At 64.5% G+C, this 13,056-nt stretch carries 12 protein-coding genes and 1 pseudogene; 12 read left to right on the top strand and 1 reads right to left on the bottom strand.

Translation table 11 applies throughout. The features are described 5' to 3' along the window. Positions 1–311, top strand: a pseudogene (locus IVA82_RS00130) (hypothetical protein); the annotation flags it as partial. A 63-nt stretch (positions 312–374) separates the two neighbouring features. Here IVA82_RS00130 and IVA82_RS00125 read toward each other — a convergent pair. Further along, positions 375–2,162, bottom strand: coding sequence for a peptide ABC transporter substrate-binding protein (locus tag IVA82_RS00125; protein WP_247493118.1), 1,788 nt, complete (start codon positions 2,160–2,162; stop codon positions 375–377). A 655-nt stretch (positions 2,163–2,817) separates the two neighbouring features. Between IVA82_RS00125 and IVA82_RS00120 the strand changes: the two genes are divergently transcribed. The 11 genes from IVA82_RS00120 to IVA82_RS00070 all read left to right on the top strand — a co-directional run bounded on the left by IVA82_RS00120 (position 2,818) and on the right by IVA82_RS00070 (position 12,726). After that, positions 2,818–3,012: a hypothetical protein gene (locus tag IVA82_RS00120; RefSeq protein WP_148738855.1), complete on the top strand. Its 195-nt coding sequence runs from the start codon at positions 2,818–2,820 to the stop codon at positions 3,010–3,012. A 136-nt stretch (positions 3,013–3,148) separates the two neighbouring features. Continuing rightward, on the top strand, positions 3,149–3,331 hold the full coding sequence (locus tag IVA82_RS00115; protein WP_247383154.1) for a hypothetical protein: 183 nt from the start codon (positions 3,149–3,151) through the stop codon (positions 3,329–3,331). A gap of 209 nt (positions 3,332–3,540) precedes the next feature. Then, the gene (locus IVA82_RS00110) at positions 3,541–4,323 is read left to right on the top strand and encodes a MetQ/NlpA family ABC transporter substrate-binding protein (RefSeq protein ID WP_247383152.1); all 783 of its coding nucleotides are present in this window, start codon (positions 3,541–3,543) and stop codon (positions 4,321–4,323) included. A 135-nt stretch (positions 4,324–4,458) separates the two neighbouring features. After that, positions 4,459–5,493, top strand: coding sequence for a putative FMN-dependent luciferase-like monooxygenase (locus IVA82_RS00105; protein WP_247383151.1), 1,035 nt, complete (start codon positions 4,459–4,461; stop codon positions 5,491–5,493). Between the two features lie 37 nt (positions 5,494–5,530). Beyond that, the gene (locus IVA82_RS00100) at positions 5,531–6,157 is read left to right on the top strand and encodes a CMD domain protein (RefSeq protein WP_247383149.1); all 627 of its coding nucleotides are present in this window, start codon (positions 5,531–5,533) and stop codon (positions 6,155–6,157) included. Positions 6,158–6,169: 12 nt separating this feature from the next. Continuing rightward, the gene (locus tag IVA82_RS00095; protein WP_247383147.1) at positions 6,170–6,754 is read left to right on the top strand and encodes an alkylhydroperoxidase domain protein; all 585 of its coding nucleotides are present in this window, start codon (positions 6,170–6,172) and stop codon (positions 6,752–6,754) included. Between the two features lie 61 nt (positions 6,755–6,815). Next, positions 6,816–7,973 carry an ABC transporter substrate-binding protein gene (locus tag IVA82_RS00090; protein WP_247383145.1) on the top strand — a complete coding sequence of 386 codons (1,158 nt, stop codon included), beginning with the start codon at positions 6,816–6,818 and terminating at the stop codon, positions 7,971–7,973. A 53-nt stretch (positions 7,974–8,026) separates the two neighbouring features. Beyond that, a complete protein-coding gene (locus IVA82_RS00085; RefSeq protein WP_247383143.1) occupies positions 8,027–9,850 on the top strand; it encodes an ABC transporter permease in 1,824 nt (607 codons plus the stop codon). Then, on the top strand, positions 9,850–10,704 hold the full coding sequence (locus IVA82_RS00080; RefSeq protein WP_247383142.1) for an ABC transporter ATP-binding protein: 855 nt from the start codon (positions 9,850–9,852) through the stop codon (positions 10,702–10,704). Before IVA82_RS00085 ends, IVA82_RS00080 begins: the two co-directional genes overlap by 1 nt. Then, positions 10,701–11,447, top strand: a complete 747-nt coding sequence (locus tag IVA82_RS00075) for an ABC transporter ATP-binding protein (RefSeq protein ID WP_247383141.1) — start codon at positions 10,701–10,703, stop codon at positions 11,445–11,447. Before IVA82_RS00080 ends, IVA82_RS00075 begins: the two co-directional genes overlap by 4 nt. A gap of 211 nt (positions 11,448–11,658) precedes the next feature. Further along, a complete protein-coding gene (locus IVA82_RS00070) occupies positions 11,659–12,726 on the top strand; it encodes a HoxN/HupN/NixA family nickel/cobalt transporter (RefSeq protein WP_247383140.1) in 1,068 nt (355 codons plus the stop codon). Positions 12,727–13,056 lie beyond the last annotated feature (330 nt).

Raw genomic sequence — 13,056 nt, 5'->3', positions numbered from 1 at the left:
TCGAACAGGGTAAATGGCTGCGGCAGGTCGTCACCGGCTACTTCAACGACCATGCGGTGCCGACCAACAGTCGGGCGCTCAGCGCCTTCCGCTTCTTCGTCATCGAACTCTGGAGACGCACGCTCCGGCGCCGCAGCCAGACCGATGGCATGAGGTGGGAGACGATCACTCGCCTCGCCTGTGACTGCCTCCCCAGGCCCAACATCCGTCATCCTTGGCCGCGAGCACGCTTCGCCGTCACTCACCCGAGGTGGGAGCCGTATGCGGGAAAGCCGCACGTACGGATCTGTGCGGGGGGCGCTCAGCAATGAGCGTCCCTACCGCGACCGCTTCCCTCGCAATGACGACAGCGTTGGCGCCGATGTTTTATCCTCTCACCCCCGATACCAACTCCCCAAATTCCACGTCGTCACATCCCACCCCGACATATCGACCATCAGGCTATTGACGCCGGCGTTGACGACGTTGCGCGAGAGCAGCGGCAGGAACACGTTGGCTTCGCAGAAGGTCTCGTCGACCTTGATCAGCAGCGCGGCGCGCTTGACCGGGTCGAGCTCGTTCTGCGCGGCCTTGTAGGCCTTGTCGGCCTCCGGATCGGAATAGCGCGAGACGTTGCGGCCGAGCCACTTGTTGTCCTTGTTGGCGATCTCCCAGGACACGCACTGGTTCAGGAAGCGCTCCGGGTCGGGCTGCGGCTGCGTCGTGTTGTACATCTCCATGTCCGCATAGAATTTCGAGTAGGTGTCGGGGTTTCCGGCGTCCGACGAGAAGAACACCGACGCGGTGACCGCTTTGATTTCGATGTCGATGCCGGCCTTCTGGCAGGCCTGCTTGATGATGGCCTGCGTCTTCTGGCGCGGCGCGTTGGTCGAGGTCTGGAACACGTATTTGAGCTTCTTGCCGTCCTTCTCGCGGATGCCGTCGGCGCCCTTGGTCCAGCCGGCATCGTCCAGAATCTTGTTCGCCTTGTCGATGTCGAACTCGTATTTCAGCTTGCTCGACTTGAATTGCTTGGGCGCGTTGACGAAGCTCGCCGTCGCGACGCCGCCGCGCCCGTAGATGAATTTCTGGATCGCATCGCGGTCGATCAAGAAGTTGAGCGCCCGTCGCACGGCGGGATCGGACAGCGTCGGGTGCTTGGTCTTGACGCTGGAGCGCTCGCCGTCGACCTCGGTCCAGGGGTCCGTGGTGTTGAGGATGATGAACTCGACGTTGCCGGAGGGCGTGACGTCAAGCTTGCCCTTGCCGGCGGCCTCCATGCGCTTGAGGACCTCCTCCTCCACCTGCATGTTCCAGGCATAGTCGTATTCGCCGGTCTGCAGCACGGCGCGCGCCGCGGACACCGCATCGCCGCCGCCCTTGACCTCGAGCGTGTCGAAATGCGGCTGGTTCTTGACGTGATAGTCGGGGTTGCGCTCGGCCTTGATCAGGTCGCCCGGCTTGAACTCGACAAATCTGTAGGGACCGGTGCCGACCGGCTTCAGATTGCCCGGTGCCTCGCGCGATTTTGCGCCGACATAGTCGCCAAAAAGATGCTTTGGCAGGATCTGTCCGACCGAGCCGACAAAGGGATCGGCCCAGAACGGCGTCGGGGCCTTGAAGATCACCTTGACGGTGTGGTCATCGATCTTCTCGCACTTGATATTCTGGTAGGATCCCGTGGTGTAAGCCGCGGTCGCCAGATCCGCAGCATATGCCCAAGTGAAGACGACATCGTCGGCGGTGAAGGGCTTGCCATCATGCCATGTCACGCCTTGCTTCAGCTTCCAGGTCACGCTCATGCCGTCCGGCGAAAGGCCGCCGTTCGCCTTGGTCGGAACCTCGGCAGCGAGGAACGGGAAGAGGTTGCCGTCCCTGTCCCAGCCGGCGAGCGGCTCGAAGAAGATGCGCGAGGCGATCTGGTCCTTGGTGCCGATCGCGAAATGCGGATTGAGCAGGGTCGGGGCCTGCCAGAGGAGGATCTTGAGCGGGCCGCCGCCGCCGGCCTTAGTCGGCTTGTAGTCCAGCGTGGCATTCGCCATCGCCACGTCGTTCCAGACCAGGATCTGGCTGGCGATCGGCGCTGCGATCCCGACCGCAGCCGCTTTCCGGATGAACGCGCGCCGCGACAGCGTGCCTTGCTTCACCTTCGCGATTGCCTTGCGAATTTCGTGCTCGTTCATCGGATGCCCTCCACCTCGCGACAAGTCGCGGTTACATGCACTCTAACTCAGGATGTCGGCCCGGAGTCAAAGATGAAATTCCCGGTAGCCCGGATGGAGCGCAGCGCAATCCGGGACCGCTCGGTCCGCATTTGGCACTGAGCGGTTTTTCTGCGTGTGCTTTTCGCACAGCGGACCGCGGGTGCCAGCCGGCACCCGGCCTTCCCTGCGCCTTCTTGGCTTTGAGAGGGTGAGGCGACCAAGCAAAGTTCGGGCAAAACGCGCCGCGAGGTTATGAAGGCGTGTCTGAAGCTTAAATGCGAGTTAGAAGACGACGACGGTTCATCTTGCTCCGTCATTGCGAGCGCAGCGAAGCAATCCAGAGTCTTTCCGCGGCGACAGTCTGGATTGCTTCGCGGAGCCTGTCATCGGGCCGCGCTTTGCGCGGACCCGTTGGCTCGCAATGACGATGTGGTGAGAGCGGCGCACCACTCCCTCACCGTCACCCTAGGGTGCGCGTCCTGCAACGCAGGACGGGCCTCGAAGGGCGACGGCCCGGCTGCACGATCTCACGAAAGACTCCTTTTTTCACAATCATGGCAGTGGAACGCCGTAGCATCACGGCGGTTCCCGTGTGGGTATCAGGGAGAATCGTGTGGGTATCAGGGAGAATCGGATGAGCGACGCAGACGATCATTTCGCCAGGCTGCTCGGGCGGGCGGCGATGGACGTGTGGGGCGACATGCCTCGCGACATCCAGGAGGCGTTGTTCGAGACCGCGATGAAGGAGCGCAGCTCCGAGCGCGAAGAGCTCGCGCGGCTGCTGCACAGCCGCCATCCGCGCACGCTGCATCCGGCGAAACCGGGCTGAGCGCGCAGGTCAGAACCGTGCTCTCGATGCGGGAACGTTTGTGCGTAGATCTGGTTGGCGTCTTGAAGGAGACGTTAACTGGACAGCGCAAATGAGCTCCGCTCCCGACTGCGCTCGAGCACGTGAGTTGACTGCCGTGACCGACATCAAGATTGGAAAATGGTACGACCCGATCTCCGAGCAGTGGATCGTGCCGCGCGAGACCTCTCCAGAGACGTCGTCTGCGCAGTCGACCGAGGAGCGCCTGCTCGATATCCACAAGCGCGACCAAGCTGAGCGCATCTGGCACCTGCTGGTGGACTGCTGCGCGCGCGAATGAAGTCTGTTCAGGCGGTCGGCTCGTCGCCGCCCGGGTGCGACCAAAGCGCCGTCGCCCGCACGCAGCGGCAAGCGTTCATTTCCCCATTCGTGCTGAGGAGAGAAGCGGCATCTCCTCGCACGGAGAAATTTGAATTTCCATTTCATTGATTTCGCGTGCCCTTCGGAGGAAGACGGAACGAGCTATTGCTGGTTCCATGGAGACCAAAGATGTCGTTTCTTCCCGCCCTGATCATCGCGACCCTACTCGCCGCGTGGTCGGCCGCAGCCACTGCCGAGACCATCAAGATCGGCGTGACGCCGGGTCCGCATGCGCAGATCTTCGAGGCCGTGAAGCCGATTGCCGCCAAGCAGGGCCTCGACATCCAGCTGATCGAGTTCTCCGACTATGTCGTGCCCAACGCCGCCCTCGATGCCGGCGACATCCAGGCCAATTCGTTCCAGAACCAGCCTTATCTCGACAACCAGAAGGCCGACCGCGGCTACAAGATCGAAGCCGTCGGCCTGACCGTGAATTTCCCGATCGGGGTCTATTCGAAAAAGCACAAGGCCTTCGCCGATATCCCCGACGGCGGCAAGGTCTCGATCCCGAACGATCCGACCAATGGCGGGCGCGTGCTGTTGCTGCTGCGTGACAAGGGCGCGATCAAATTGAAGGACGGGGTTGGCTTCAAGCCGACGGTGCTGGACATCACCGAAAATCCCAAGAAGCTGAAATTCGTCGAGGTCGATGCCGCACAGGCGCCGCGCGCGCTCGACGATGTCGATGCAGCGGCGATCAACACCAATTATGCAACCCAGGCGGGCCTCGATCCGGTCAAGGACCCGATCCTGCGCGAGGACCCGAAGGGGCCTTACGTCAACCTGATTGCCGTCCGCGCCGCCGACAAGGACAAGCCCTGGGTCAAGACCCTCGTCGACGCCTACCACACGCCGGAGGTCAAGGAGTTCGTCCTGACCAAGTTCAAGGGCGCGGTGCTGCCGAGTTGGTAGGCATACTGCCTAGCAAAACTCAGGCGGAGAGGCGATCCCGGCCAATTGGCAGCGTTGCGCAATGCCCGCTTGTCTCGGGCTGCGGCAACCGACATCATCGGGGTCGTGGCAATTGATCGCCCGAACAGGGATCGTATGAAACGCTTTGCAAACCTGAAACGACTGGGATTCTTCACGCGCCTGCTCGACGAGGCGCCGCCGGCCGAGCGCTATCGCGTCGCCGCCGAGCAGATCGTGTGCGCGGAAAAGGCGGGCCTCGATTCGGCGTGGATCGCGCAGCACCATTTTCACGAGCGCGAGGGTGGATTGCCCTCGCCGTTCACCTTCCTCGGCTATGTCGCGGCGCAGACTTCGCGCATCCGCCTCGGCACCGGCATCGTCACGCTGCCGCTGGAGAGCGCGGTGCGGGTGGCTGAGGACGCCGCGGTGCTCGATCTGCTCTGCAATGGCCGGTTCGAGCTCGGCGTCGGCACCGGCGGCAATCCGTCGGCATTCGCCGCCTTCGGCCTCGACAGCGCCCAGCGCAACGAGATCTTTGCCCGCAATCTGGACGTGGTCCGCACCGCGCTGGCCGGCAAGCCGCTCGCCGGCGGCGATACGCTCTATCCGGTGCGGCCGCAATTGTGCGACCGGATCTGGCAGGCGACGTTCTCGGTGGCCGGCGGCGCGCGTGCCGGCAAGGCAGGCGATGGCCTGTTGCTGTCGCGGACCCAGCCGAGGGCCAAGGAGGCGCCGCGCGCCACGCTTGCCGAAATCCAGAACCCCGTGATCGATGCCTATCTCGAAGCGCTGCCGCCCAGCTGCGAGCCCCGCATCATGGCCTCGCGTAGCGTCTTCGTCGCCGACGATCGCCGCGAGGCGATGCGCCTTGCCGATATCGGGCTGCGGCGCGCACTCCCGCAGTTTCTCAAGGGCGGTCACGCCGCGCCTGGCGAGACGCTGGAGGAGATGATCGCGGCGTTCGACACCCATGTCGGCGCAGCCGACGACGTCATCGCCTCGCTCCGCACCGACGCCACGCTGGAGCGGGTGACCGATCTCGTCTTCCAGGTGCATTCGGTCGATGCCCCGCATCCCCATATCCTGCGCTCGATCGAGCTGGTCGCCGACAAGGTCGCGCCGGCGCTGGGCTGGACCCGGATGGCGCCCGATGTGGCGCTGGCTGTCTAATCGAAATGAACATGATCGCGTTGCACGAGGCTGAATGATGAGCACGACGGATATCATTGACACACTCGCCGGGATCGAACCGGGATCGGCTCTCGACGCCATCCGCGCGCGGCGCCTGCAGGCGCGTGATAACGCGCAGAAGAGCTATCTCTCTCTGTTCGAGCCGCTCGACGCCGGCGAGGTGTCGCTTGCAGAACGTGCGGCGGTCGCGGCCTTCGTCGCCGGCCTGCATGGCGAGTCTCCCCTGTCCGCCTTCTACCGGGCGAAGCTCGCCGCGAACGCGGATGGGGCGGCTCTGGTCGAGGCGATCGAGGCCGAGATCGCGCGGGGCAACACGTCGGGTCCATATGGCGGCTTTCCGGCCGGCCCGCTGTCGATCGAAAACAAGGCCGGACTGATCTACCGCGTGAGCGCGGATCGCAAGCCGGTCCTCGGCGCCCGGCTCGTTGCTGCGCTCGAGCATGCCCATCTGCTGGTGTTCCGGCCGCGCGATGCGGCATCCGCCGATATGAAGGTGCTGCTTGCTGCCGGCTGGTCCGACACCGGCATCGTCACCTTGTCCCAGCTGGTCGCGTTCCTGTCGTTTCAGCTGCGCGTCGTCGCCGGCCTGCGCACGCTCGGCGCCTCGCTCGGGCGTCCGGCCAGTGCCGCGGCGAACGCGTAAGGGGATAGCACCATGAGCGCTGCGAGCACCGTCAATCCGCCCGTCGTTTTCACCCAGGACGAACTCGGCTGGGTGTCCTGGATCGACCCGCTGCCCGAGGCCGAGCTGACCGGGCGGCATTTCGCTGGCCTCGTCGATCGATCCCGTGCCAAGTCGGAATATTTCCGCTTGCTGGTGCGCGATCCGGAGGTGCTGGAAGCCCGCACCAAGACCGACAAGGACATCTTCTACAACACCGCCGACGGCCTGCCGCGCGCCGAGCGCGAACTCGCGGCGGCTGCGACCTCGCGCTACAACGGCTGCATCTATTGCGCCTCCGTGCATGCGCGGTTTGCCAGCACCTATTCCAAGCGCCGCGATGACGTGCAGCGCCTGCTCGACGAAGGCATCAAGGCCGATCTCGGCGAGCGCTGGAATGCCGTCGTCAAGGCCTCGGTTGCGCTGGCCGCGACGCCGATCGCGTTCGGTCCCGACAATATCGATGAACTGCGCCGCGCCGGCCTCGAGGATGCGGAGATTGTCGACGTCATCAACGGCGCGTCGTTCTTCAACTGGGCGAACAGGCTGATGCTGTCGCTCGGCGAGCCGACCAAATAGGCCCTTTCACTGGCATGGAAATTGCCATTTATTTTCAACGTTGGAGCGGATGGAGCCGTGCATGAGCAACATCGACCGTCGTACCCTGGTCAAGGGATCCCTCGCCGCCATGATGGCGGGCGCGGCCATGTCGCGCGGTGCCTTCGCTGATACCTCCGAGCCGATCCTGCTCGGCGTCAGCGGTCCCCTGACCGGACCGAACGCACAATATGGCACGCAATGGAAGCAGGGCTTCGATCTCGCGCTCGACGAGATCCTCGCCGCAGGCGGCATCAACGGGCGCAAGCTTGCCTACAGCTTCGAGGACAGCCAGAGCGACCCGCGCCAGTCGGTGGCGATTGCCCAGAAATTCGTCTCTGATCCCCGGATCGTCATGGAGCTCGGCGACTTCTCCAGCACGGCGTCGATGGCCGCGTCTCCGATCTATCAGCGGGGCGGCCTCGTGCAGTTCGGCTTCACCAATTCGCATCCCGACTTCACCAAAGGTGGCGACTTCATGTGGAGCACCTCCGTCAGCCAGGCCGACGAGCAACCGCTGCTGGCGCAATATGCCGTGCGCCGTCTCGGCCTCAAGAAACTCGCGGTGCTGCATCTCAATACCGACTGGGGCCGCACCAGCCGAGACTATTTCGTCAAGGCGGCCAAGGAATACGGCGCCGAGGTCGCGGTCACCGAAGGCTACATCGCCGAGGAGCGCGATTTTCGCTCCACACTGGTGCGTGTCCGCGACGCCAATCCGGATGGGCTGATCCTGATCTCCTATTATTCCGACGGGGCGCTGATCGCGCGCCAGGCGCGCCAGGTCGGACTGAAGCAGACGATCTGCGCCGCAAGCTCGGTCTATTCGCCGAAGTTTTTGGAGCTCGGCGGCGATGCCGTCGAGGAGGTCCATCTCGGCACGCGCTATTTCCCGGAAGATCCGCGGCCCGAGGTGCAGAAATTCATCGCCGGCTTCAAGAAGAAATACAACGGGCAGGAGCCCGACGCGTTCAACGCCTATTCCTATGACGCCATGAACATGGCGGCCGCCATCGTCAAGATCGGCGGCACTGATCGCCGCGCCATCCGCGATGCCTTCACCAAGGTCAAGGATGTCTCCAGCGTCATCTTCGGGAAGGCGACGTTCGACGTGGAGAGCCGCCGCGTCAAGGGCGCCATGAATGCCGAACTCGTCGTGCGCAAGGGCCAGTTTGCGCTTTGGGACGGCAAGCCGACCTGACATGATGGCCGGGGGCGCATCCCCGGCCGCACTTCTCTCACTAGGAATGTCGCTTGTCTTCCTGGCTCGACTACACGATCAACGGGCTGATCGTCGGTAATGTGTACGCCCTCGTTGCCGTCGGGCTCGCGCTGATCTTCGGCGTCAGCCGGCTGATCAATTTCGCCCAGGGCTCGATCTATCTCGTCGGGGCCTATATCGGCTGGGTCGCGGTGGTGCAGCTGCATACGCCGCTGCCGCTCACCATCATCGTGGTCGCGGTGGCCGCGGCGCTGGTCGGGCTGATCATCGAGCGGTTCGGCCTGCGTCCGCTCCAGAACTCGGTGCGCATCGCGCCGCTGCTCGCGACGATCGGCATCAGCTTCGTGCTCGACCAACTGGTGATGCTGACCTTCTCGCCCAATCCACGCGCGCTGCCGAGCCAGTTGCCTGACGTCCGCTTCCAGATTGGCGGCGGCACGATCGGACCGCTCGACCTGTTGATCGCCGGCGTCGGCCTCACCAGCGCGCTGCTGCTGTTCGTGTTCCTGCGCTACACGAAGCTCGGCTGGGCCGTGCGCGCCACCGCGCAGGATCGTGACGCCGCGATGCAGATGGGCGTCGACGTCAACCGCGTCAATCAGGCCGTGTTCGGCATCGCCGCCGCGCTGGGCGGCGTCTCCGGCTTGCTGGTCGGCATGTACTACAACCAGATCGACACCGCGATGAGCCTTCAGGCGACCCTCAAGGGCGTCGTCGCGGAAGTGGTCGGCGGCGCCGGCAACGTGCCCGGCGCCGTGATCGGCAGCCTGCTGCTGGGATTGGTCGAGAGCTACGGCGTTGCCGTGTTCGGCACCAGCTACCGCAATCTGTTTGCCTTCCTGCTGCTGGTCGTGGTGCTCGTGCTTCGTCCGAACGGCCTGTTTGCGAGTGCGCGGCAAGCCCCGCCCGAGCCGCTCACGGGCACCTTCATCGCGCCGAGCCGTCCTGTCCACATTCCTCGCTGGGCCTTGCTGGTTGTGCTCGGCGTCTTCGCGATCCTGCCGCTGCTTCCGGTGTCCTTGTACGTGCTCCAGACCCTGATCAACGCCTGGCTGCTCGGCATGCTCGCGCTCAGCCTCACGCTGGTTGCGGGAACGATCGGCCAGGTCTCGCTCGGACACGCGGCCCTGCTTGCGATCGGCGCCTATACATCCGCACTGCTGTCGCTGACATTCTCCGTTCCGGTCGGTTTCGCGATCATCGGCGGTGGGCTGATGAGCGCGGCGCTCGGCACCGCACTGATCTCGCCGTCGTTCCGCCTGCGCGGGCACTACGTTTCGATCGCGACGCTCGCCATCGGCGAGATCGTGTCGCTGGTGATCCTGAACTGGGAGGGCGTCACCCGCGGCCCCATCGGTGTTTCCGGCATCCCGCCCTTGTCGCTGTTCGGCTATGAGCTGATCAGCCCCACATCGATCTACTGGTTCAGCTTCGTGGTGATGGTGGTGCTGGCATTGCTCCAGGCGCGATTGCTCGGCTCGCATCTCGGTCGCAGCTTTCGCGCCATCCGCGACGACGACATCGCCGCGCGCGCCTATGGCCTCAGCCTGAACCGCTACAAGTCGTTGGCCTTCATCTTCGGCGGGTTCGCGGCCGGCATCAGCGGTGGCATCGCCGCGCATCTGTATTCCTACATCAACCACGAGACCTTCAACACGCAGCAATCCATCCTGGCGCTGACTGTCGTGATCCTCGGGGGGCTCGGCAACGTCGTCGGCGCCGTCGTCGGATCGGTCGCGCTGGTCGGCCTGCCGGAAGTATTCCGGATCGCGGCCGAGTACCGCATCCTGATCTACGGCATCGTGCTGCTGCTGCTGGTGCGATTCAGGCCGCAGGGCCTGTTGGGGACGATCTGATGGCGATTGCGCACGCTGCTCCGCTTCTGTCTGTCCGCGGGCTGACGCGCCGTTTCGGCGGCCTCACCGCCGTCGACGCCATCGATCTCGACCTCGCCAAGGGCGAACTGGTCAGCATCATCGGCCCGAATGGTGCCGGCAAGACGACGCTGTTCAATCTCGTAACCGGGCTCGACAGGCCCGATGCCGGCAATGTCAGCTTCGAAGGGCAGGATGTCACCGGGCTGTCGCCGGAAACGCTGGCGGCCGAAGGCATCGCCCGCACGTTTCAGCTCGGCCGCGTCTTCGGCAATCTCAGCGTCATGGACAATGTCCTGATCGGTGCGCACACGCGGCTGCGTGCCGTGAAGCCGGCCGTGCCGCTGATCGGGCCGCTGCTGGAACTGGGACTGGCGCTGCTGCGGCCCGCGAGTGTCAAGGCCGAAGAGGAGCAGCTGCGGGAAGAGGTAAAAGTCATTCTCTCGCGCTTCGGTGAACGGCTGCTGCCGCGGATCGATCAGCCGGCCTACAGCCTGTCCTACGCCAACCGCCGCCGCGTCGAGATCGCGCGGGCGCTCGCGCTGAAGCCGCGCCTGTTGCTGCTCGATGAGCCCACCGCCGGCATGAACCCGACCGAAACCGCCGAGATGCAGGCCCTCGTCGCCGAGCTGAAAGCCGAAGGCCTGACCATCCTCCTGATCGAGCACAAGCTCGAAATGGTGATGCGCCTCTCCGACCGCGTCATCGTCATGGACGAGGGCAAGAAGATCGCGGAAGGCGCCGGCGAACAGGTGCGTACCGATCCCAAGGTGATCGAGGCCTATCTCGGCCATGGCCTGTCGGGCACTGCGGATCAGCAGGAGAGCGCGGCATGACGACCAACGCATTCTCATCCGATCCGCTCCTGACACTGTCCGGCGTCAACACCTTCTACGGCCAGGCCCAGGTCCATTTCGACCTGTCGATCAAGGTCGCCCGCGGCCACATCGTCTGCTTGCTCGGCGGCAACGCCAGCGGCAAGTCGACGACCATGAAGATCATTCTCGGCTTGGTGAAGCCGCGCTCGGGCGATGTGAGCTTCGACGGCGCCTCATTGCTGGGCCTCACCACGCCGCAGATCATCCGCCGCGGCATCGCATCGGTGCCGGAGGCGCGGCGGCTTTTCGCGGACATGAGCGTCCGCGAAAACATCCTGATGGGCGCCTTCGTGCGCAACGACCGCGATGCCGTCGCGCAGGATCTCGAGCGGATGCTCGCGCTGTTTCCAAAACTCGGCCAGCGACTGTCGCAGCGTGCGGGCTCCCTGTCCGGCGGCGAGCAGCAGATGGTCGCCATGGCGCGCGCGCTAATGATCCGGCCGCGCATGATCGTGATGGACGAGCCGACCATGGGCTTGTCGCCGCTATATGTCGATCGCGTGCTGGAGCTGATCAGGACCATCAACCAGGAGGGCGTGTCGGTCTTCATGGTCGAGCAGAACGCCAGCCTCGCGCTCGAGATCGCGCACGAAGCCTATGTGCTCCAGACCGGAAAGATCGTGCTGTCCGGCTCCGCGCGTACGTTGAAGGACGACCCCCGCGTGCGCGATGCCTATCTCGGCGGGGCCGAGGCCGCGTGATGTAGCGTGCTGACGTCCCCAGGTCATGGCCGGGCTGACCCGGCCATCCACGCCTTTAACTCCCGGCACGAACAATGTGGATGCCCGGACAAGCCCGGGCATGACGATCTCCTGCAAATCCGCATAAGCAATCAGCGCGGCAACCGGGGCTAGCCAGTGTGATCATTCTATGGAAAGGTCATGCTAGGGTGCGGTCGACGGGAATGGGTGCGTGACGACGTGGTCTTGGCGGGCGGTCGAGCCCGGAACGGTGCTGCTGTTCGGTGGGCTGCTCGCCGCCAACGTTGCCGCTTGGGCCTGTGCCTTCGCGCTGTTTTCCGACCGGCCCGCAGTGATGGCGACCGCGCTGCTTGCCTGGGTGTTCGGATTGCGCCATGCAGTCGACGCCGACCACATCGCCGCCATCGACAACGTCGTGCGCAAGCTGATGCATGCGGGCGGCGCGCCGAGATCCGTGGGCCTCTATTTCGCGCTCGGCCATTCCACCGTCGTCGTGGTGGCAACCATGCTGCTGGCGCTGGGCGTGGTGAGCTTTGGCGGCGACAGCCTGCTCAGGGAGATTGGCGGCCTGATCGGCACCTCGGCATCGGCGCTGTTCCTGCTCATCATCGCAGCCATCAACCTCGCCATCTTCGCCGGCCTGTGGCGGACGTTTCGCGCGGCGCGCGAGCGGGGCGTTCACGACGCCGAAGGCCTCGACGCACTGCTTGCCAATCGCGGATTGCTGGCGCGATTGCTCGGGCCGATGTTCCGCTTGGTAACAAAGTCCCGGCACATGTATCCGCTTGGACTGCTGTTCGGGCTCGGCTTCGACACCGCGACCGAGATCGGCCTGCTCAGTATTTCCGCCACAGAAGTCGCGCGCGACGCTTCGCTCGCACAGGTATTGATCTTTCCCGCCCTGTTCGCTGCCGGCATGGCGCTGGTCGACACCGTAGATTCGGCGCTGATGGTCAGCGCCTATCGCTGGGGTTTCGTCGATCCCCTGCGCAAGCTCTGGTACAACCTCACCATCACCGGCGCCTCTGTCGCGGTCGCGCTGTTCATCGGCGGCATCGAGGCGCTCGCGCTGATCGGCGACCGACTCGGTCTGTCGGGAGGACTATGGGCGCTGGTCGACGGCCTCAACGAGTCGCTTGCGAATTTCGGCTTCGCCGTGATCGCGCTGTTTGCGGTCGCCTGGCTCGTCTCTGTCGTGCTCTATCGCCGCATGTTTGCGGACGAGGGGCGGCACGTGCCGGATGTGCTCCGGGGCGCGGATGCGACCGAGGCGATGTGAGCTTGGCCGTCGATGTGGCGAGCTGACGGCACTGTCGGCCGTCGTGCTGCTTGAGGATGACGGGCAAGCTTTCGCGCAGAGCAATCTTGCCTAGCGCGAACTGCTGCCGATCGGGTTCTGTAACCTCTCCCGCTTGCGGGAGAGGTCGCGCCGAAGGCGCGGGTGAGGGCTCTCTCCACACAGGGAGTCTCGTTGTGGAGATACCCTCTCCCCAACCCTCTCCCGCAAGCGGCAGGGCTGTCCCGGGAATGATTCACTATGCCGCAGCGCATGCCCGGCAAATCCAGCGTGAACCGGATACTTTCTGGTTGTCGAGACACAGAAAAGGGC

The organism is Bradyrhizobium sp. 142 (assembly GCF_023074015.1).
Classification (GTDB): Bacteria; Pseudomonadota; Alphaproteobacteria; order Rhizobiales; family Xanthobacteraceae; genus Bradyrhizobium.
Note: the sequence above shows the minus strand (reverse complement) of the source record. Positions and strands in the feature narration are given on the sequence as shown.